19 protein-coding genes are annotated in these 19,577 nt (G+C 65.3%); 7 read left to right on the top strand and 12 right to left on the bottom strand.

Annotated features, from left to right (window positions below; genetic code table 11):
* Positions 1 to 51: 51 nt before the first annotated feature.
* Positions 52 to 1,518 (bottom strand): hypothetical protein, encoded by a 1,467-nt coding sequence (locus AC3G7M_RS00485; RefSeq protein ID WP_489213727.1) that lies wholly within the window; start codon positions 1,516 to 1,518, stop codon positions 52 to 54.
* Between the two features lie 213 nt (positions 1,519 to 1,731).
* Between AC3G7M_RS00485 and AC3G7M_RS00480 the strand changes: the two genes are divergently transcribed.
* From AC3G7M_RS00480 to cbiB, 4 genes are read left to right on the top strand one after another with little or no spacing between them, the layout of a single operon-like run.
* Positions 1,732 to 2,421, top strand: coding sequence for a lysophospholipid acyltransferase family protein (locus AC3G7M_RS00480; RefSeq protein ID WP_489213726.1), 690 nt, complete (start codon positions 1,732 to 1,734; stop codon positions 2,419 to 2,421).
* A complete protein-coding gene (locus AC3G7M_RS00475) occupies positions 2,418 to 3,689 on the top strand; it encodes a 3-deoxy-D-manno-octulosonic acid transferase (RefSeq protein ID WP_489213725.1) in 1,272 nt (423 codons plus the stop codon). The genes AC3G7M_RS00480 and AC3G7M_RS00475 overlap by 4 nt, the downstream gene beginning before the upstream one ends.
* An 8-nt stretch (positions 3,690 to 3,697) precedes the next feature.
* Complete coding sequence (gene lpxK, locus AC3G7M_RS00470; RefSeq protein WP_489213723.1) at positions 3,698 to 4,663, top strand: tetraacyldisaccharide 4'-kinase; 966 nt, start codon at positions 3,698 to 3,700, stop codon at positions 4,661 to 4,663.
* The gene (gene cbiB / locus AC3G7M_RS00465) at positions 4,663 to 5,655 is read left to right on the top strand and encodes an adenosylcobinamide-phosphate synthase CbiB (protein WP_489213721.1); all 993 of its coding nucleotides are present in this window, start codon (positions 4,663 to 4,665) and stop codon (positions 5,653 to 5,655) included. Before lpxK ends, cbiB begins: the two co-directional genes overlap by 1 nt.
* On the opposite strand, the gene mbfA is transcribed toward cbiB, so the two are convergent.
* Positions 5,639 to 6,595 (bottom strand): iron exporter MbfA, encoded by a 957-nt coding sequence (gene mbfA / locus AC3G7M_RS00460; RefSeq protein WP_489213719.1) that lies wholly within the window; start codon positions 6,593 to 6,595, stop codon positions 5,639 to 5,641. The two genes, cbiB and mbfA, sit on opposite strands and share 17 nt — an antisense overlap.
* Before the next feature lie 238 nt (positions 6,596 to 6,833).
* Between mbfA and AC3G7M_RS00455 the strand changes: the two genes are divergently transcribed.
* On the top strand, positions 6,834 to 7,559 hold the full coding sequence (locus tag AC3G7M_RS00455; protein WP_489213718.1) for an MgtC/SapB family protein: 726 nt from the start codon (positions 6,834 to 6,836) through the stop codon (positions 7,557 to 7,559).
* Positions 7,560 to 7,598: 39 nt separating this feature from the next.
* Here AC3G7M_RS00455 and purH read toward each other — a convergent pair whose 3' ends face one another.
* On the bottom strand, positions 7,599 to 9,176 hold the full coding sequence (gene purH / locus AC3G7M_RS00450; RefSeq protein ID WP_489213716.1) for a bifunctional phosphoribosylaminoimidazolecarboxamide formyltransferase/IMP cyclohydrolase: 1,578 nt from the start codon (positions 9,174 to 9,176) through the stop codon (positions 7,599 to 7,601).
* A 408-nt stretch (positions 9,177 to 9,584) separates the two neighbouring features.
* Between purH and AC3G7M_RS00445 the strand changes: the two genes are divergently transcribed.
* The gene (locus AC3G7M_RS00445; protein ID WP_489213714.1) at positions 9,585 to 9,995 is read left to right on the top strand and encodes a PIN domain-containing protein; all 411 of its coding nucleotides are present in this window, start codon (positions 9,585 to 9,587) and stop codon (positions 9,993 to 9,995) included.
* Here the strand turns inward: AC3G7M_RS00445 and AC3G7M_RS00440 are convergent.
* The 3 genes from AC3G7M_RS00440 to thpR all read right to left on the bottom strand — a co-directional run bounded on the left by AC3G7M_RS00440 (position 9,952) and on the right by thpR (position 13,386).
* Positions 9,952 to 11,064 (bottom strand): glycosyltransferase family 4 protein, encoded by a 1,113-nt coding sequence (locus AC3G7M_RS00440; protein ID WP_489213712.1) that lies wholly within the window; start codon positions 11,062 to 11,064, stop codon positions 9,952 to 9,954. The genes AC3G7M_RS00445 and AC3G7M_RS00440 overlap by 44 nt on opposite strands.
* Positions 11,065 to 11,086: 22 nt before the next feature.
* Positions 11,087 to 12,694, bottom strand: a complete 1,608-nt coding sequence (locus tag AC3G7M_RS00435; RefSeq protein WP_489213711.1) for a heparinase II/III family protein — start codon at positions 12,692 to 12,694, stop codon at positions 11,087 to 11,089.
* Positions 12,695 to 12,852: 158 nt separating this feature from the next.
* The gene (gene thpR, locus AC3G7M_RS00430) at positions 12,853 to 13,386 is read right to left on the bottom strand and encodes an RNA 2',3'-cyclic phosphodiesterase (protein ID WP_489213710.1); all 534 of its coding nucleotides are present in this window, start codon (positions 13,384 to 13,386) and stop codon (positions 12,853 to 12,855) included.
* Between the two features lie 215 nt (positions 13,387 to 13,601).
* Here thpR and AC3G7M_RS00425 point away from each other — a divergent pair, with 215 nt between their 5' ends.
* Positions 13,602 to 13,955 carry a hypothetical protein gene (locus AC3G7M_RS00425; RefSeq protein WP_489213708.1) on the top strand — a complete coding sequence of 118 codons (354 nt, stop codon included), beginning with the start codon at positions 13,602 to 13,604 and terminating at the stop codon, positions 13,953 to 13,955.
* 5 nt (positions 13,956 to 13,960) lie between these two features.
* On the opposite strand, the gene AC3G7M_RS00420 is transcribed toward AC3G7M_RS00425, so the two are convergent.
* The 6 genes from AC3G7M_RS00420 to fabD form a co-directional block, all read right to left on the bottom strand.
* On the bottom strand, positions 13,961 to 14,848 hold the full coding sequence (locus AC3G7M_RS00420) for a formate/nitrite transporter family protein (RefSeq protein ID WP_489213707.1): 888 nt from the start codon (positions 14,846 to 14,848) through the stop codon (positions 13,961 to 13,963).
* Between the two features lie 101 nt (positions 14,849 to 14,949).
* Positions 14,950 to 15,972: an endolytic transglycosylase MltG gene (gene mltG / locus AC3G7M_RS00415; RefSeq protein ID WP_489213705.1), complete on the bottom strand. Its 1,023-nt coding sequence runs from the start codon at positions 15,970 to 15,972 to the stop codon at positions 14,950 to 14,952.
* Positions 15,973 to 15,979: 7 nt separating this feature from the next.
* On the bottom strand, positions 15,980 to 17,266 hold the full coding sequence (fabF, locus tag AC3G7M_RS00410) for a beta-ketoacyl-ACP synthase II (RefSeq protein ID WP_489213704.1): 1,287 nt from the start codon (positions 17,264 to 17,266) through the stop codon (positions 15,980 to 15,982).
* A 15-nt stretch (positions 17,267 to 17,281) separates the two neighbouring features.
* Positions 17,282 to 17,521 (bottom strand): acyl carrier protein, encoded by a 240-nt coding sequence (locus tag AC3G7M_RS00405; protein WP_158804395.1) that lies wholly within the window; start codon positions 17,519 to 17,521, stop codon positions 17,282 to 17,284.
* Between the two features lie 223 nt (positions 17,522 to 17,744).
* Positions 17,745 to 18,482 carry a 3-oxoacyl-[acyl-carrier-protein] reductase gene (fabG, locus tag AC3G7M_RS00400; protein WP_489213702.1) on the bottom strand — a complete coding sequence of 246 codons (738 nt, stop codon included), beginning with the start codon at positions 18,480 to 18,482 and terminating at the stop codon, positions 17,745 to 17,747.
* Between the two features lie 34 nt (positions 18,483 to 18,516).
* Positions 18,517 to 19,479, bottom strand: coding sequence for an ACP S-malonyltransferase (gene fabD, locus AC3G7M_RS00395; RefSeq protein WP_489213700.1), 963 nt, complete (start codon positions 19,477 to 19,479; stop codon positions 18,517 to 18,519).
* Between the last annotated feature and the right edge of the window lie 98 nt (positions 19,480 to 19,577).

Genomic DNA, 19,577 nt, shown 5'->3' with positions numbered 1-19,577 from the left:
CATCCTGCTTAAACTTTCAAAAATGACGGTAGGAGTTGGCTGGCAGAGGCGTCAACGCATTTGCCGGGTATTTTTTTGCACTGCACCCAAAAGCGGCACGGTCGCACGGCTGTCCCGGTCGGCGGCGACCAATGCTATCGTGAGGCGCTGCCGCCGCGGACCCGTCAGAAGATTTAAGACTTCGGTCAAAGTCGTCTGCGGGGTCACCAGGAGAACATGCAGATCGTCAGGTGCCGCGGTAAGGAAGGCGAAAACAATGCCGACACCGTCATTGCCCCGTGGCAGCAGGACAATTCCTTGTGCGCTAATCTGGGCCCAGGCCGCCCGCGCAGCCGCGCCTTCGGGCTGCATCGTCTCAGGCCGCGTCAGCAGGCCGAGGATCGCGAGGGTCTGCACGGCCAGAATTCCAGCCAGCTTGCAGAGACGCGCCGTGCGCGGAAGCTGCGCCAGGGACGCGGCCAGCAGCAGCGCGAAGGGTGGAATGGAAAAGCACAGGTAGCGGATTTCGACGGGAATGGTGTCGGCGGCTAGGCCCATCAGGCAAAGCCCGGCCGGTGGTGCGGCGGCGGCCATGGCGACAAGAAGGGTCGCCGGGCGGTTCGCCGCAGTCTGGCGCCAGAGCAGGCAGGGCAGCAGAAGCATCATGGCCAGCAGAGCGCCAACCACGCCGGTCAGCAGGCGGCGCTCCGCGCCCGGCGGCACATAGAGCGGCAATCCGCCCAGCAGCGCGCCGCCTATGGCGTGGGCCAGCGCCCCTGCCATTCCGCCCGGGCTAAACGGCGGAAACTGGCCGATCCGGCTTTCTCTCTGGGCCAAAAAGAAAAATAGATCGCCGCCGATAAAGGGCAGCAATCCGGCAAGCAGCCATAAGGACCGCCGGGCACTGCGCGCCGTCAGCCACAGCAAGGCTGCCACCGCCGTGAAGGCCGTGAGATAGTTGGAAAAACTCGCCGCCCCCAGCAGCAGCCCCGCCGCAAACGGTCGCAGGCGCGGCCAGCCATTCTCGCGTCCAGCTGTCATCGTGAGCAGCAGGCCATACATCATCAGGCATTGTGCCAGGGCGAAGCCGCGCATGACGATGCCGGTCTCGACGAAGCCGTAGGCGCCGAGCGTCAAGGCAAGGCTGGGCAGTACGGGAAACGCCGCCTGTCGGGCTATAGCGGCGAGGGCTGCCAGCGTGCCCAGACTGAAGGCGACCGACAGCAGACGGCTGACCAGCAGGCTTGGGCCGAACACCCGCCGCCAGGCCCAGACCGTCCAGAAATACAGCGGGGGGTGGACGTCCGTCCGCCGCAGATTGTGGGCGATCTGCCATGGTGCGGGGGCCGGGGCGAAGGCTGCCCGCATATCGCCTGCCCGAAAGGGTGTCGTCGGCCAGGCCGGACGCGGCGCTGTGCCCGTCACGAAAGCCGTGTAGCCCTCATCATATTCCGGGTCGCGCAGCGTCGCGGCCGTGCCGAGCAGGACAGCGCCGAGCAGCAAGGCAGCGATCAGGGGTGGGTGATAAAGCGGGCGCACCCTGCCTTATCGGCGAAGACGTCATGTAGATTCAATATCGAAATGACTTACTCTTCGTGAAGTGAGCGGCAGGGCGGTTTCATTGCCGCCAGCCGGGGGCCGTGCTACCGCCCGCCCATGGCAGACAGCCTTACCCCAGACCCGATCAAGCCGAAGCGTCCGAAGCCCCCGCGGACGCGGAAATTCCGTACCCCCAAATGGTTCAAATGGTTAGTGCGGCATCCACGGCTGAAGGATGGCTTTGCCCGCTTCGTCGGCGTCTATCTCGCCCTCGTCTATCGCACGACGCGCTGGGACTTCGTCGGCCTCGAGAATTTGGCGCCGACCACGCATGAGAAGACGCCCGGCCTGGTCTGCTTCTGGCATGAGCGCCTGCCCATGATGTCGATCCTGGCGATCGAGGCGCAGCGCCTCGGCGCGTCGATGCGGACCTATGTTCTCGTCAGCGGCCACAATGATGGGCGGTTCATCGGCCAGGCCGTCGGCCGCTTCAACCTCGGCACTGTCGTGGGCTCGTCCTCCAAGGGGGGGGCGGCGAGCCTCCGCAACATGCTGCTTTTGCTGCGCGAAGGCAGCAATATCGCCATCACCCCGGACGGTCCGCGCGGGCCGGCCAAGGTCGCGGCGGCAGGCGTTGTGCAATTGGCGGCGGCGACCGGCGCCCCGATTTACGCGGCCTCGGCGCAATGCCGCTTTCATATGCGCATGCCGAGCTGGGATCGCATGATCCTGCCCTTTCCGGTGCCCTTCAGCCGCGGCGTCATTGTGGTGGAGCCCGCCTTTACCGTGCCGCGCGCCGATTGGGCGGCCCATATGCCTCGCGTGGTCGATGCTTTGAATGCGGCCAGCGCCAAGGCGGACCGGCTCTGTGGCATCACGCCCGCGGACGGCGCGCCATCATGACCTTGCCGCTCGCCCTTTGGGCTGGCCTCACCCGCGTCTCCACCCCGGCACTCCGCCTCATGCTGCGCCGCCGGGTCGCGCGGGGAAAAGAGATCGCCGACCGCCTGCCCGAACGCGAAGCGATTGACACGACGCCCCGCCCCGGCGGCCGGCTGATCTGGATGCATGCGGCAAGCCTGGGCGAGACGATTTCCATCCTGCCCGTGCTGGCTATTCTGGCGGAGGCGCCGGGCAGTCTGCTGCTGACCACCGGGACGGTAACGTCGCAGAAGCTTTTGGCCAAACGCCTGCCGGAAATGGGCTTGGAGGGGCGTGTCATCCATCGCTTCGTGCCGCTGGATGTCCCCGGTTGGGCCGCGCGATTTCTGGATCATTGGCGGCCGGATGCGGCCGGTTTCGTGGAAAGCGAGATCTGGCCCAATCTTCTGGCTGCCGCGTCGCGGCGGCGCATTCCGCTCATGCTGGTCAATGCCCGTCTCTCCGCCCGCAGCCTCAGCCGGTGGAAATGGGCCGCGCGCTCTGTGCGCCAGATCTTGAGCTTCTTCAGCGTCATCCATCCTCAAAGCGCGCAGGATGGGGAGCGTTTTGCGTCGCTGGCAACGACGCCGATCCTGCCCGCCGGCAACTTGAAACTCGCCGCTCCGCCCTTGCCGGTGGACAATGCCACGCTCTCCCAGCTGTCCAGCATGATCGGGGGCCCGGTCTGGGTCGCTGCCAGCCTGCATCGCGGCGAGGATGACCTGATCCTGCAGACCCATGCCAGGCTGTCGGCGACGCATCCCGGCCTGCTCACCATCATGGTTCCGCGTCATCCAGAGCGCGGCGCCGATATGGCCTTGGCGGCAGGCGGCGCGCCACGGCGAAGCCTGGGTCAGAACCCGCCGCGCAGCGGCGGCATTTGGGTTGCCGACACGGTGGGTGAACTCGGCCTTATCTATCGCCTGGCGCCGCTCGCCTTCCTGGGTGGCAGCCTGATCCGCCATGGCGGCCAGAATCCGGCCGAACCCGCGCGGCTGGGGCGTGCCGTGGTCGTCGGGCCGCATACCGAGAATTTCACCGATACCGTGGCGCTGCTTGAGGCAGGAGGCGCCCTGACCCGGGTCACGGACCCGCAAACTTTGGGCGATTGGCTGGACGCCCGGCTGCGCGACCCCTGGGGCACGTCGGCGATGGGTGAGAAGGGGGCAAAACTGCTGCAAGCCTATGCCAGCCTGCCGGCGGAGATTGCAGCCCATCTCTCCCGTCTCGCGGCCGGCAGCCGGAGCTGACCGCGGGCATGCGTGCGCCGCGTTTCTGGACGGATGGCGGCTGGCTGGCCTACGTCCTGGCGCCCTTCGGCCTGATCACGGCGGCCGTGACGGCCCGGCGCGTCGCGCGTGCGGGCTGGCAGCCGCCGATCCCGGTTTTCTGCTGCGGCAATGCGACGGTTGGTGGCTCCGGCAAGACGACGCTCGCGCTCGACCTGCTGCATCGGTTGACCGCCATGGGCGCCAATCCCCATGCGCTTCTGCGCGGCTATGGCGGTCGCGCACCGGGGCCGCTGCGGGTCGATGCCGCCCAGCATGACGCGGCTCTGGTCGGTGACGAGGCGCTGCTGCTGGCCGCGGCCGCACCCACCTGGGTCGCGGCCGATCGCGCGGCCGGCGCGCGCGCGGCGGTCGCGGATGGCGCCGGCGCCATCGTCATGGATGACGGATTGCAAAATCCCGGTCTCGTGAAAACCTGCAGCCTGCTTGTCATTGACGGTGGTTTCGGCTTTGGCAATGGGCGTCTCCTCCCGGCAGGGCCTTTGCGGGAGCCGGTCGCCGTTGCCGCAGGGCGCTGCCACGCCGCCGTGCTGATCGGCGAAGATGAGCGTGGCGCCTTGGCCCGGCTACCGCCCGCGCTTCCCGTGCTCCGCGCACGGCTGCAGCCGGACCTCGGCCATCTGGACCCTGCGGGCCGCTATCTGGCTTTTGCCGGTATCGGTCGGCCGGAAAAGTTCTTTGCCGGTCTGCGGTCTGCGGGCCTCACGCTGATCGGCGCGCGCGCCTTCGCCGACCACCACGCCTACAGCCCTTCCGAGCTTGCGCGACTGCGTCAGGAGGCCGCCGCCGCGGATGCGCGCCTGCTGACGACGCCCAAGGATCGCGCGCGATTGCCCTTGGCCGACCGCACTGGAATAGTGGTTGGCGGTGTCGGCCTCGTCTGGGAGGATACAGACTTGATCGATGGCGTGCTCCGCGCCGCGACGGGTCGCTGATGCCAGGCTCCCTCTCGGCGTCCTTCCTGATGACGCTGCTGGCGCTGCTGATTGAGGCGGCGTTGGGCTATCCGGGCTTCGTGTTTCGCTCGGTCAGCCATCCGGTGGTCTGGATCGGCGCCCTGATCGGCTGGCTCGACCGAGGTCTCAACAAGCCCGACCTGTCCGACCTGCATCGCCGTATCCGCGGCGTGCTTGCCCTGCTGTTCCTGCTGGGTGCCGTCTTCGGCGCGGTTCTGATCCTTGATTTCGTTCTCCTGGTTGCCTGCGGGCGGTGGTTCGGGTTGATCGTGCTGGCTGTACTGGGATCAAGCCTGCTGGCCCAGCGCAGCCTGCATGATCATGTCGCTGCGGTGGCGAATGGTCTGGAGCGGGAGGGTCTCGCTGGCGGCCGCGCGGCGGTGTCCCAGATCGTCGGGCGCAATCCGGCGCATCTCGACGAGGCAGGCGTGGTGCGCGCGGCAATTGAAAGTCTCGCCGAAAATTTCTCAGATGGTGTCGTAGCGCCCACCGTCTGGGGCGCGCTGCTCGGCCTTGCGGGCATGGCCGGCTACAAGGCGGTGAACACGGCTGACAGCATGATCGGTCATCGGACGGCACGGCATGGTGCCTTCGGCTGGGCCTCTGCCCGTTTCGATGACCTGATCAATCTGCCGGCTTCGCGCCTGGCGGCGCTGTTCATTCTCATCGCTGCCGCTTTCGGCAAGCTGGATTGGCGGTCCGGTGCGCGGGCGGTGTGGCGGGATGCGGGCCATCATCGCTCCCCCAATGCCGGCTGGCCGGAAGCTGCCATGGCCGGTGCGCTCGGCCTGCGCCTTGCCGGTCCGCGCGTCTATGGCGAGACTTTGGTCGCCGATGGCTGGATGGGTGACGGCCGCGCCGAGGCGACGGCGGCCGACCTGCGTCGCGCGCTGCGCCTGTACCGCGTGGCCTGCGGCGTTCAGGTCGGGGTCATTGCCCTGGGTGCGGCCGCCTTCAGCTATTGCCGATAAGCACGCCGGTTGCGAAGACAAGCGCACCGCCGAAGGCGACCTGCAGGGTCGCTGCCACCGGCGGCGTGTCCATATATTTCCAGCGCACCCAGCTGATGACGGCGAGTTCGACGACGACGACGGCCATGGCGATCCCCAGGGCGAGATGGAAATTGGGGATCAGGAAGGGCAGGCTATGGCCGAGGCCGCCGATCGTCGTCATCAATCCGCAGACGATGCCGCGCACAACCGGCGAACCGCGGCCGGTCAGCGAGCCGTTGTCGGACAGGGCCTCGGCAAAGGCCATGGAAATGCCGGCGCCCAAAGAGGCGGAGATGCCGACCAGAAAGGCCTGCCAGCTGCTGCCGGTGGCGAAGGCCGAGGCGAAGAGCGGGGCGAGCGTCGAGACCGACCCGTCCATCAGCCCGGCAAGTCCCGGCTGGATATAGCGCAGCACCAGGTTGCGGCGTGCGGCCTCGGATTCGGCCCCGCGTTCGTCATGCGTCAGATTGGTCTCGACCAGTTCATCCAGCCGATGTTCGTGGCCGCTTTCGGCGACGGCGAGATCACCCAGCAGCTTTCGGATTGAGGTGTCCTGGCTGCGGCCGGCCGCCCGGCTGTAGAAGCGCTCGGCCTCCATTTCCATAGACTGCATCAGCGCGCGCGCTGCTTCGACGCGGATCGGCTGCATCTGCCAGATGGGCTTGCGCGCCAGGAAGCCCCGCACATATTGGCGGCGCACCAGCGGAATATGGTCGCCGAATTTCTCCTGGAACAGATCGAGGAGCGAGCGCCGATGCTCATTCTCCTCCTCCGCCATGTCCTTCAGGATTTGCGCTGTGGTCGGATAATCGGTCCGCAAACCTTCAGCGAGATCGAGATAGATCCGGCCATCTTCCTCTTCATTCGCGATCGCGAGGGCAAGGATTTCTTTTTCAGAGAGATCGGAGAAGTTTCGCATGACGCCAATTGTGCCCATTGTGAGCGAAACGATCAAGTCGGATTCGTAATGATGAGAATTGCTCGCAATCGCAGTGCAAGTCTCTATCAGCAAAATCTGCGACTGCCTCGCAAAAGCGATGTCGCATTTCTATCGCGACGATAGGCGGTATCGATCGCGCCGCAGGCTTCGCCCTCAGTGTCTTGATTTCTTCATGCGAGAAGGATTTGGCCGCAGGGGCGTTTCCGGCTAGGGGGCGATGATGCTGATCTTCAAAACCTTCCAGACTTTCGATTTCCTCAATACGCTGATCGGCCTGATCGTTGCCTTCGTCCTCGGCACCGCGATCGGCGCCGAGCGGCAATGGAAGCAGCGCAGCGCCGGGCTGCGCACGAATGTGCTTGTGGCGCTCGGTGCCTGCGAATTCGTCGATCTCGCGATGAATCTCGACGGCGGCCATGGCGGGGTGAAGGTGGTCTCCTACGTCGTCTCTGGCATCGGCTTCCTCGGCGCTGGCGTTATCATGAAGGACGGGCTGAACGTCCGTGGCCTGAATACGGCGGCGACCCTCTGGTGCTCGGCGGCGGTCGGCGCCTGTGCGGGCGCCAATCTCGCGGCCCAGGCCGCGCTGCTGACGCTTTTCGTGGTCGGTGCGAATACGCTGCTGCAGCCGCTGGTCAACCGCATCAACCGTGCGCCGCTTCTGGGCAGCACCGTCGAGGCGATCTACGAAGTCAGCGTCATGACGACGGTCGAAGGTGCCGCGGCGGCGCGCAAAGCGATGATGAAGTTGCTGCAGGCGGCGCATTATCCGGTCAGCGATATCGAGCTGACGGACAGGCCCGATGGTCTGGCGGAAGTCCTGGCGACCCTGGTCGCGACGGCGGTGGAGGCGCGGGATCTGGATGCTGTCGTGACGAAGCTCGAGTCTATGCCGGGCATTTCGAGCGCCACCTGGAGCAGCAGCACGGAAGACCTGGAGTAGCGGGGCGCCTGCCCGCGCGGGCAGGCGCCCCGCGCAAGCTCAGTGTCGGAAGTGGCGCATGCCAGTCAGCACCATGGCGATGCCGGCGGCGTCCGCCGCGGCGATCACCTCATTGTCGCGCATGGAACCGCCCGGCTGGATGACAGCCGTGGCGCCGGCGGCGATGATCGTCTCCAGCCCATCCGCGAACGGAAAGAAAGCGTCTGAGGCCGCGACCGAGCCGCGCGTCAGCGGTTCCGCCAGACCGGCGGCCTTGGCGGCTTCGCCCGCCTTCCAGGCTGCGATGCGGGCGCTGTCGACGCGGCTCATCTGTCCGGCGCCGATGCCGACCGTCGCACCAGCCTTGGCATAGATGATGGCGTTGGACTTCACATGCTTGGCGACGCGGAAGGCGAACAGGAGATCCGTCAGCTCTTCTGCACTGGGCGCGCGCTTGGTAACGACGCGCAGATCGGCCGCCGTCACGCGGCCGGCATCGCGGTCCTGCACCAGAAAACCGCCGGCGAGCGAGCGGAAAGCAGGCAGTTTGGCTGCAGGGTCCGGCAGGCCGCCGGTCAGCAGAAGCCGCAGGTTTTTCTTGGCGGCGAGGATCACCTCGGCCTCTGGCGTCGCATCGGGGGCGACGATGACCTCGGTAAAGATCGCCGAGATGCGCTGCGCGGTTTCGGCGTCCAGCGTGCGGTTCAGCGCCACGATGCCGCCGAAGGCGCTGACGGGGTCGCAGGCCAGCGCCCTGTCCCAGGCTGCGGCCATGCTGCCGGCCGAGGCGATGCCGCAGGGATTGGCGTGCTTGACGATGACGACGGTCGGCTCCTCGAATTCGGCCACGCATTCAAAGGCGGCGTCCGTATCGTTGAGGTTGTTGTAGGACAGTTCCTTGCCCTGGACTTGGCGCGCGGTCGCGACGCCGGGACGGTCGTCGGTCACGTAGAAGGCGGCTGACTGGTGCGGGTTCTCGCCGTAGCGCAGCAGCTGGCGGCGCTGGCCGCTGACGGTGAAGCGGTCGGGGAAGGCCTCGCCACGCTCGCCTGCAAACCAGGTCGCGATGGCGGCGTCATAGGCGGCGGTGCGGGCGTAAGCGGCACCGGCCAGGCGGCGGCGCAGCGCGATATCGGTGCCGCCCTGGCCGAGCGCGAACTCGACCGCGGCATATTGCGCGGGGTCAGTCAGCACCGCCACGAAATCATGGTTCTTGGCCGCTGCGCGGATCATCGCCGGACCGCCGATATCGATATTCTCGATCGTGGTTTCGGCATCGGCCTTACGCGCGACCGTTTCCTCGAACGGGTAGAGATTGACGCACACGAGATCGATCGGCGCGATTTTGTGCTCGGTCATGGCGGCCAGATGCTCGGGCAGGTCACGGCGGGCGAGGATGCCGCCATGGATCTGCGGCACCAGGGTCTTCACGCGCCCGTCCATGATTTCGGGAAAGCCGGTATGGTCAGAGACGTCCTTGACCGGAATGCCGGCGTCGCGGATGGCCTTCGCCGTGCCGCCCGTCGACAGGATTTCGGCGCCCGCTGCGGCCAGGGCCTGGGCGAAGGGAATGAGCCCGGTCTTATCGGAGACCGAGATAAGGGCGCGGCGGACGGGAATACGGGCGGGGTCTGACATGGCGGGCTCTCCGGCGACTGAAGCGCGCAGATAGGGCCGCGATGGGGGTGGCGTCCAGAGTGAGCGTTATGGAAAACCGGCAGAGCTGCTCCTATAGTAAAGTTTCGCATATGCTTGCGGGAGGACTTCATGAAGGTGCAACGCTGGGGGGATGATCTCGCGGTCAAGCTGCCACGTCACATGGTGGACAGCCTGGGGCTTCGAGAGGGCGATAACGTGGCTGTTACCAAAGCTCCGGCCAGTCGGCCTGACCAGCTGGCGGAGCTGTCGGTAGAGACCTCTGAAGCGCGTTCTCGACGAGTGGCACAAGCTTTAGCCCGTCTTGCGGCAAACGCTTCGCCTGCCCCACCAGGGTTTCGTTTCGATCGTGACGAGGCGAATGAGCGATAGGCCGTTTTTGACACTAATGTGCTGGTTTATTCGATCCTGACGAATGACCCGCGCAATAGCACTGCGCGGCAAGTGCTCGCACAGGATGGAGAGATCAGCGTCCAGGTTCTGAACGAATTCACATCGGTTTCACAGCGAAAGCTAAGGCGGCCTTGGCTGGTGATCAGGATCGATCTGGACCTGTTCAGGACTATCTTCCCAACTCCCTGGCCTCTGACCCAAGCGGTCCATGATGAGGCAATACGGATTGCAGAGCGTGACGGTCTTTCGATCTACGATGCCCTGATCGTCGCATCCGCTCTTGACGCTGGCTGCGACACGCTCCTGACCGAAGACTTGCAGGACGGCCGGATCTTCGACGCTCGCCTGACGGTCCGTCACCCGTTCAAGGCATCGTTTCTTCCAGCAGATCCAGCGTCCGGCCGATGATCTTCTGCTCGTCGAAATGGTCGCGGGCATAGGCAAGACCGGCCGCACCCATGCGGGCGCGGAGAGCCGCATCGGCCGCCAGCTTGCGCAGGGCCTCCGCCAGCGGGGCAATCTCGCGCGGCGGCACAAGAAAACCCGTCTCACCATCGACAACCTGCTCGCGCGGGCCGCGGATATCGGTCGCGACAACCGGCAGGCCGGTCAGCATCGCCTCGATCACCGACATCGGCAGGCCTTCAAAATGGCTCGGCAAGGTGAAGATGTCGGCGGCCGCCAGGATATCGGCGGTATCCTCCCGGTAGCCCAGCCGCCGCAGCCGCGGCCCTAGGCCTGACTTTGCAAAAAAGGGCTCCAGATCCTCTCCATGATCTGAGGCAAGGCGTTCGCCCACAATCCATAGCTCGGCATCCGGCACGCTTGCCATCGCCGCCAGCAATTCCGGGTGGCCTTTGTGACGGACCAGGCGCGAGACGATGACGACCACCACCCGATCCTCCGGCACGCCGAGCCTCTCGCGAATGCGGGTCCGCGCCGCCGGGTTGGGATAGAAGATCGACGGATCGCGCCCGTTGCCGATGGCGATCGGATTGCGCGCAATGGTAAGGCGGCGTGCATCCCGCGCTTCTTCCTGCGAGACGGTGAGGTAGAGGTCCGTGAACTGACCCGCTGTCCATTCCATGGCGAAGGACGCCGCGCGCCGGGGCAGGGGGCTCGGCTGGTTGAACAGGAAGCCATGGCAGGTATAGGCGATATGCGGCACGCTGGCGGCTTTGGCCGCTATGCGGCCCCAGAAGCCCGACAGCGGCATATGGGCATGGACGAGGTCCGGCTTCTCGGCCCGCAGCAGTGCGACCAGGGCCCGAAAACCCTCCAGCTGCGCGATAGGGGAGGCGCTGCGCTTCAGAGGCAGCGGCATGATGCGGAAGCCTTCCGCCCGCAGCGGCGCCAGCAGCGGACCATCAGGACAGGCGCCGACCATCTCATGGCCGCGCGCCCGGCCTTCGCGCAGCAGCGGCGCCAGGAAATGCCGCATGGCGAAGTCAGTATTGGTGAGTTCGATGATTTTCACGAAATGGGCCGCTGCGCCGTGGTCAGCCGACCTTGCTGATAGCCCATTTGATTTGCTGGGCGCTGGCCTCGTCGCCACTCATGACGATCTGTTCCGTCCGCTTCGGCTCCACCCCGCCCATGTAGATGCTTTCTTCCAGCGTCATCGACGCCCCTTCGGCGCGGAAACGCCAGCTCTGCCCGTTGGGCAGACGCATCAGCACAGCCTCGCCGTCACCCTGGATGGTGGCGTTAATCGCAGGGTGGAGATGGAAGCGGAGAGTGAAAGGCTGCGGAGTCTCGGCCTCCACCGCGTCTTCGCCACGAATATCCTCGCCGCTTTCCGCCATGTAGAGGCGCCGGCGATGGATGGCGCCGAGGTTTTTCAGCCAGCCGTCGTGACTCGCTTCCAGCCAATGCGCCCCATTCGCTTCCTGCCGCTGCGCCTCGACCTTATCCGGTCGCCGGGGACCAAAGCCTTCGCTTTTCACTTCGGACGAGCTGGTATCGGCGATGACGAGCGTCGAATGGGCCGCAGTCGCGCGCAGCGCATCGCGCCACTCGCTCAGCGCGGCCGGCGCTGAGCCGCAATTGACGATCAGACGATCGCGTCCGACTGAGAGTTCAAAGGAGAGAGTGCCGGCATGGGCATTGGTATCCAGACCCGGCGGCGGCGGCGCGCCGGTATCCATGATGAGCACGCTGCGCCCGGCCTGCAGACGGTGGAAACCGCCGTCGACCAACTGACTTGGCGCCCGTGTCGGCCGCCCGGCCTGGGTCAGCACCAGATCGACGAGGCTGGAGGTCTCTTCCTTGGTGCCGTTGAACAGCGCCAATCCGCCATCCCCGTGCCGCAACATGCGCAGCGCCGTGGCAAGCTTTTCAATCGACGGGCCGAGGGCTGGCGGCGGCGGTGCCTGGGCTGCCTGCAGCAACGCGCGTATTTCCGTCAGATCCTGGAGTGCCGCGAGATGGGTCGCCGGGCTGCGCTCGATCTGGCTGCCGTCGGGCAAGATCTGGCGGGAGAGTTCGGCCGGCAAAAACCGCAAGGCGCGTGTCAGAAAGGAGCTTTGATCGGGCAGGGCGACCGCAGCCGCGACCAGGCCCTTGAGTGCCGTCAGCGCGCGCGCCTGGCCTTCTTCGGCCGGGAGTGCAGCAGACAGCGCGCGCGCATCCGCGACCAGACGCGCCATCAACTTTTGGCGAAAGGCATCATCCGCGCTCGCCGCAAAGAAATCGTAGTGACCGAGCCATGAGGCGATTCGCGCGCCGGCGACATCGGGGCGTGACGCGACCGGATCGTTATGCGCGGCCGCAATCCATTCCGAGACAAGGCTGCGGGCCCGCTGCCGCGCGGCATCGGTGCCCAGAGCGCGCAGGTCGCGTAGCCATGTGAACGTATGGGCGGCCGCCCGCAGGGTGACCGATCCACGGGCATCAGCCCAAGCTCCTGGTTGCAGCAGCAACACGGAATTTCCAACAGTCAATTCGCCTTTAAGCAATCGGGCGCCAAGACTTGGGTCGCCAGGCCAAAGGTCGCGCACCGGCAAGGTCGGCGCATCCGGCACACGGGCCAGGCGCAGGCTCGGCAGTTTTGCGAGGCTCAGCCGCGCGCCGCGCAGCCAGCCGCCACGGGGGGACTTACCGCTCATCAAACCATCCGGCGAAAGGCATTTTGCGTCCGTCCGGCAAGGCGGAGAGCAAGGATGCGAAAGGGCTGAAGTCTCTTATAGCCATGCAACCTTCTAGACAGCGTGATGCCTGTTACACAAGCGTCAGAAAGCGTGAGGAACCGGTTGGGCTCTCCCCATCACGACAGCCGGTAGTCGTTCTCCGCCGTATAGACCGAGCCTTCCTTGCCAAGCTGGGAGCTGAACAAGGTAAAATGCTCGACCGGGAAAGCCTCGGCGCGGAACAGATTATTCCCCTGCATGAAGCGGGTTATCTTCTCACTCGCGGGCTGGTCGAGGCGTGCGAGCGTAACATGCGGGGTGAAGCGTCGCCGCTCCGCCTCCAGCCCAGCACGCTGCAGCGCGGTTTCGATCTTGGTTTGCAGATGCTCAAGCTGGGGGGAGCGCTCGATACCGGCCCAAAGGGCGGTCACCCGGCCGCCCTTTTCAAAGACGCCGACGCCGGTCAGGACCAGCGGAAAGACGCGCCCTTTGATGGCATTCAAAGCCAGATCAATCTCTTCTGCCCGCCAATTGGGAACTTCGCCGATGAAGCGGAGCGTGAGATGCATGTTTTCGGGCGGTACCCAGCGCACGCCGGGCATGCCGAAACCCAGCCGCGCCAAATTTTCGCGCAAGGGCCAGGGCAGGTCGAGAGCGACAAAAAGTCTCATCCGCTCAATGCTCTCCTAGGCGCGACGGCACCGGCAGCCGAATCGAACGAAAAGCCAGCGTCCGACAGCAACCGGTTGCAGCATTCCTGCCGACATCTCAGCGGTCAATATGCGGACCCAAGACAGGGGCGGGGTCCAACTTCGTGAAGAGCGAAAACCTTCAAGAAAAATCGCAGACCCCCCATTTTTCAGGTCCATCTATGAGGAATGGCGCGATGACAAAATCGACACTGCGGCCTGATGCGCGACGGTCTCCTGTCGTGGCACAAGCCGGCCGCGCCACGGCTGCGATTTTTCTGGTCGCAATGAGCGCTCTTCCGGCCACGGTGATCGCGGCCCCCGTCACCGTGTCGCCCCACGAGCCGGGCACAGCCCGCCCTCTTCTCCCCGATCCTGGCGCCAATCCGGGACCGCCCGAAATTCGGAACCAAAGCCCGCACAATGGGGTGATCACGCCACCGGGAAATATCAGCCGCATGCCGGTCATCCACCCGACCATGCCGAGCAATACCCCGGTCATTCCGCCGGCGGGCACCCCGGGCGGAAATCAGACCGTGATCCCGAAATAGGGGCCCTACTGGCGGTTGATCTTGAGATGCTCGGCCACGGGCGCATGGTTCAGCAGTGCCGCCAGCAGAGTGCCGCCTATCGTATTGCCGACCAAAGTCGGCACCAGAAATTTCATAATATAGTCGCTGATGGAGGCATGGCCGGACAAGGTCGCGAAGGATGCCTCGACCGATCCCGCGACGATGTGCGGAAAGGAACAGACCGAAATCGTATAGGTCAGCAGGATGATGATGAAGGGCTGCGCCGTGCCGGACGCCGGCAGCAGCCAGACCATGAGGCCGATGATCCACCCCGCGGCGCCCGCCATGATCATGGTGTGCCAAAAATGATCGGGCATGGTCTTGGCGGCGATCGTCGTCATCGCGGCCAGCGTGTCAGGTGGCATGATGCCCGGCCGTGACAGCAAATACCCAAACATCCAGGTCGCCACCAGGTTGAAGAACAGCACGATGCCCCAGACGCGCATCGTCCGCGCGAACACGGGCCAGGTCCGCTGGGTCAGCGCCGGGATCAGGGCGGTCAGCGTCGTCTCGGTGAACAGCTGCTGGCGTCCCAGGATGACGATGAGAAAGCCCAGCGAATAGCCGAAACTGGCGACCAGCGGACGCCAGGACGCATCCGGCAGCATGGCTTCGATGGTCGCCTGGGTGACGAAGGAGAAGCCGATCGAAAGCCCCGCCGCGGTGCCGGACCAGGCGAGCGCACTGGCGGAGCGTGAGAGTTCCTCCAGGCCTTGGGCCCTGACGATTTCATGGATGACGATCGCACCCGGCGGCGCGCGGTCGCCCGCCTGGCGCTGCTGTTCGTCGTCCAGATGGGGGGAGTCCGATCCCGCTTCGGTCGCTTCTGGCGACTCGGCTTCAGCCTCGGTCTCGTGCTTGTCTTCGGTCACAGGATCGGTCCTTTGCAGCCAGCCGATAAGGCCCTGATTTCGGCGGCTACAAGTGGCACGGCCGGATCACGGGATCGGGAGTGCTGACAGGCCTCTGGACCCTAATTGTGCTCCACGGCGTGCGGACGGCTGGCGTCCTGAGGCAGGGCGCCCAGGGCGCGCCATTTCGCGACGTTGCGCATCTGATCTTTGTAACTGTGGCTGAATACGTGGCCGCCAGAACCATCCGCCACGAAATAAAGCGCGTCGCTGTCGGCTGGATGCAGTACGGCCAAGACGGAAGCGATGCCTGGTGCGGCAATCGGCCCCGGCGGCAGGCCGGTATTGAGATAGGTGTTGAAGGCCGATGGCGTCAGCAGATCGGCATGGGTCAGCGTCCGGTCCATCGTGCCCCGTCCATCAGACAGGCCATAGATCACTGTCGGGTCCGCCTGCAGCTTCATGCCAAGCTTGAGGCGGTTGAGATAGACGGCGGCGACCAGCGGCCGCTCGTCGGCCTTGGCGGTCTCGCGCTCGACGATACTGGCCAGTGTCACGGCCTCCGCGGGGGAGCTGAGGGGCAGATTGGCGGCCCGCTTTGGCCAGGCATCTGCGAGCGCCAGGTCCAGCGCGCGCTCCGCGCGTTTCAAAAGCGTGTTGCGGCCGGTGCCATACAGATAGTCGTAGGTATTGGGCAGGATGGTGCCCTCGGCCGGCGGCATAACCTGCCCGGTCATGGCCGTCGCATGATTGATCAGGGCCGCGATTTCCTGACCCGTCAGGCCTTCCGGGATGGTAAGGTGGTGCTCGACCTGCTTGCCGTGGCGAAGCACGCCGAAGACGTCCGCGAGGCTCGCATGGGCAGGAAAGGCGAATTCGCCCGCATGCAGCGCCCCGTCCCTGTCCGTCACGGTTTCAGCCGCACGGAAGATCAGCACGCTGTCGACGATGCCGGCGTCATGCAAGGCATGCCCGACGAGTGCGGTCGTGCCACGAGGGACAACGAGGGTGGTGTTTTGCGGAAGGGGGCCAGGTCCATGCCAGACCTGGCCCACATAACTCCGTCCTGCCTGCGCAATTGCCGCCAGGATGATGAGCGGCAGCAGCCACCATGACAGGCGGCGCATGAGCGTCTGGGTGGTCACCCTGCGTTCAGACGACCTCGCGGAAGATGATGCTCGCGTTCGTGCCACCGAAACCGAAGCTGTTCGACAGCACGACCTTGATCGGCCGCTCCTGGGCGACCTTCGCCACGCGGTCGATCACGCTGGCACGGCTCGGCTCTTCCAGGTTCAGCGTTGGCGGTGCCACTTGGTCGCGAATGGCGAGGATCGAGAACACTGCCTCAATCGCCCCGGCCGCGCCCAGCAAATGGCCGGTGGCCGATTTGGTGGAGGACATCGCAAGCCCCTTCGCGTGGTCGCCGAAGAAGCGTTCGACCGCGTCCAGCTCCAGATCGTCGCCCATTGGCGTGGAGGTGCCATGGGCATTGACGTATTGGATCTCGGAAGGATCGACCCGGCCGTTGCGCAGCGCGGCTTTCATCGCCCGGAAAGCGCCGTCATGACCGTCAGCCGGCGCCGTGATGTGATGCGCGTCGCCGGACAGGCCGTAGCCACCGATTTCAGCATAGATCTTGGCGCCACGCTTCTTCGCATGCTCGTATTCTTCCAGCACGAGAACGCCGGCACCTTCACCCATGACGAAACCGTCGCGGTCCTTGTCCCAGGGGCGGGACGCGCGCGTGGGTTCGTCATTGAAGCCGGTAGAGAGCGCGCGAGAGGCGCAAAAACCGGCGATCCCGAGCGCGCAGACAGCAGCTTCGGCACCACCGGCCACCATCACATCGGCGTCGCCGAGCGAGATGAGACGTGCCGCATCGCCGATGGCGTGCACGCCCGTGGCGCAGGCCGTCACCGCGGAATGGTTCGGCCCCTTGAACCCGTAGCGGATCGAGACGTGACCCGAAACGAGATTGATGAGGGCAGAGGGAATGAAGAAAGGTGACAGGCGGCGTGCCTTGCCTTCATGCACCTGCACAGAGGCTTCGTAGATCGATTGCAGACCCCCGATGCCCGAGCCGATCATGACGCCGGTTGCCCAGGCATCTTCGTCAGTGGCCGCGACCCAGCCGGAATCTTCGACGGCTTCGATTGCCGCAACCATGCCGAGATGGATGAAGCGATCCATCTTTTTGATGTCTTTGACCGGAATCCATTCGGCCAGATCAAGCCCGCCTTCGGACCTTGTGCCAGCAGGAATTTCGCCCGCAACCTTCGCCGGCAGATCGCCGGTATCGAAGGACTGGATTGCGCCGAGGCCGGACTGACCTTCGATGAGGCGCCGCCACACATGCGGGACACCGATCCCCAAGGGGGATGCGATGCCCATGCCTGTGACGACGACCCGCCGCAACTCCGTGGTTCGTAAACCCATCATGAAACCAGCGCGCCCTTAGGCGGCTTTCTGCTTCTCAATGTAGTCGATGGCGTCCTTGACGGTGCTGATCTTCTCAGCCGCGTCTTCGGGGATCTCAACGCTGAAGGCTTCCTCAAAAGCCATCACAAGCTCGACCGTGTCGAGGCTGTCGGCGCCGAGATCGTCGATGAAGGAGGCTTCGGGAGTCACCTTCGACTCCTCCACACCCAAATGCTCCACCACGATCTTCTTCACCTTGTCGGCGACTTCGCTCATGGACCTCGATACTCCTGCGTGACGGCTAGTGGTTTTCGATATCGCCAGGCCCTGTCCGGGCCCTGGCGGAGAATCCGCGCCGGCCCGGGGGCATAGCCCGGATTGCGGCGCGCTTAGCATGGTTTGGCCGAACCCGCCAACTGCAGCGCGTCAACTAGCCGCAGTCCGGCGTGTGTGCAAAGCGTTACGGGAAACTTACCCCATTATTCAAGAGGCAGGACGACTAGATCATCGCCATCCCGCCATTGACGTGCAGGGTGGCGCCAGTGACCCAGGCCGCCTCTTCCGAGGAGAGATAGACGGCCGCCGCCGCGATATCCTGCGGCTTGCCCATGCGGCCCAACGGAATAGAGCCGAGAAGAGCCGTCTTCTGCTCATCCTTCAGCACATCGGTCATGGCCGTCTCCACGAAGCCGGGGGCAATGACATTGACCGTCACGCCACGGCTGCCGACTTCCTGGGCCAGGGATTTCGTCATGCCGATCATCCCGGCCTTGGCTGCGGCATAGTTGGACTGTCCGGCATTGCCGGTGACACCGACGATGCTGGCGATATTGATGATGCGCCCGGCGCGACGCTTCAGCATGCCGCGCAAGCTTGACCGGATCAGGCGGAAGGGTGCGGACAGGTCGACATCCAACACGCTCTGCCAGTCGGCGTCCTGCATGCGCAGTGCCAGCATGTCGCGGGTGAAGCCGGCATTGTTGACGAGGATCGACAAGGGGCCAAGCGCCGCTTCGGCCGCGGTCACCAGGGCATCGGCAGCGTCTGCTTGGCGCAGATCGGCCGGGCAGACGGCGACCCGCTCCCCCAGTTCAGCGGCGAGGGAGTCGAGCGCCTCGCGGCGCGTGCCGGATAGCGCCACCGAACCACCCTGGGCATGGATGGCGCGTGCGATGGCGCCGCCGATGCCGCCCGAGGCGCCAGTGACAAGCGCTATCTTTCCGCTCAGATCAAACACGGGTTTCTGTCCCTTTTATTTTGTGGCCGCGCGTTTAGAGCGACTTCAGGAAGGCTTCGATATCGGCGGGCGAGCCGATCGATGTCGTCGTCGCGTCCGGCAGAATGCGGCGCACGAGGCCGGCCAGCACCTTGCCGGCGCCAAGCTCCACAAAATGCGTGACACCCATCTCGGCCATCGTGAGGACGCTTTCGCGCCAGCGCACCATGCCGGTGACCTGTTCGACCAGCAGTGTACGGATTTCGGCCGGGTCGGTCGCCTTGTCGGCAGAGATATTGGAGATCAGCGGCACCACCGGGGCCTTCAGCGTCGCTTCTGCCAGCGCTTCCGCCATGGCGTCAGCGGCCGGCGCCATCAGGGCGCAGTGGAAAGGGGCGGACACGGGCAGCAGCATGGCCCGCTTGATGCCACGCGCCTTGGAAATCTCGACTGCCCGCTCGACGGCCGCCTTATGGCCGGAAATAACCACCTGGCCGCCGCCATTGTCATTGGCGACCTGCACCACCTGTGTCAGCCCGGTTTCGGGGTCGGCCGCGGCTTCCGCACAGATGCTGTTGGCCTGGTCGATATCGGTGCCGAGGAGTGCGGCCATGGCTCCTTCGCCGGCTGGCACCGCCCGCTGCATGCTGCTGCCGCGCAGCCGCAGCAGCCGCGCGGTCTCGGCGATGGAAAGGCCGCCCGCGGCCGCCAGTGCGCTGTATTCGCCCAGGGAGTGGCCGGCCACCAGTGCGGCGGCCTGGGTCAGCTTCACGCCGCCATCCTGTTCGATGACGCGCAGCACCGCGAGCGACATGGCCATCAGCGCCGGCTGGGTGTTCTCGGTCATGGTCAGTTCGTCCGCCGGACCCTCGAACATCAGCTTTGACAGCCGCTGCTTCAGGGTCTCATCGACTTCGCCGAGCACGTCCCGCGCGGTCGTGAAAGCGGCGGTGAGATCCTGGGCCATGCCAACGAACTGGCTTCCCTGGCCGGGAAAGATAAAAGCGCGAACGACCATTGACTGTCCTTGAGGAGTGGGCCCAGGGCCCGCGAAGTCAGCTTACGCCAGGATGATCGAGCCTAGGACGGCGCTGTGATGCGGCGCGGGGTTAGCCT

This window comes from Acidisoma sibiricum (assembly GCF_057837225.1).
The sequence above is the reverse complement of the archived record's forward strand: the minus strand, read 5'-3'. Positions and strand labels throughout refer to the sequence as shown.

Excerpts from the sequence above, each read along its gene's own strand:
- mbfA (WP_489213719.1), bottom strand. The coding sequence starts at position 6,595 with ATGCGAAACTTCTCCGATCTCTCTGAAAAAGAAATCCTTGCCCTCGCG.
- thpR (WP_489213710.1), bottom strand. The coding sequence starts at position 13,386 with ATGAGACTTTTTGTCGCTCTCGACCTGCCCTGGCCCTTGCGCGAAAAT.
- AC3G7M_RS00455 (WP_489213718.1), top strand. The coding sequence starts at position 6,834 with ATGATGCTGATCTTCAAAACCTTCCAGACTTTCGATTTCCTCAATACG.
- AC3G7M_RS00475 (WP_489213725.1), top strand. The coding sequence starts at position 2,418 with ATGACCTTGCCGCTCGCCCTTTGGGCTGGCCTCACCCGCGTCTCCACC.
- fabD (WP_489213700.1), bottom strand. The coding sequence starts at position 19,479 with ATGGTCGTTCGCGCTTTTATCTTTCCCGGCCAGGGAAGCCAGTTCGTT.
- lpxK (WP_489213723.1), top strand. The coding sequence starts at position 3,698 with ATGCGTGCGCCGCGTTTCTGGACGGATGGCGGCTGGCTGGCCTACGTC.
- fabF (WP_489213704.1), bottom strand. The coding sequence starts at position 17,266 with ATGATGGGTTTACGAACCACGGAGTTGCGGCGGGTCGTCGTCACAGGC.
- purH (WP_489213716.1), bottom strand. The coding sequence starts at position 9,176 with ATGTCAGACCCCGCCCGTATTCCCGTCCGCCGCGCCCTTATCTCGGTC.
- AC3G7M_RS00425 (WP_489213708.1), top strand. The coding sequence starts at position 13,602 with ATGACAAAATCGACACTGCGGCCTGATGCGCGACGGTCTCCTGTCGTG.
- AC3G7M_RS00405 (WP_158804395.1), bottom strand. The coding sequence starts at position 17,521 with ATGAGCGAAGTCGCCGACAAGGTGAAGAAGATCGTGGTGGAGCATTTG.
- AC3G7M_RS00435 (WP_489213711.1), bottom strand. The coding sequence starts at position 12,694 with ATGAGCGGTAAGTCCCCCCGTGGCGGCTGGCTGCGCGGCGCGCGGCTG.
- cbiB (WP_489213721.1), top strand. The coding sequence starts at position 4,663 with ATGCCAGGCTCCCTCTCGGCGTCCTTCCTGATGACGCTGCTGGCGCTG.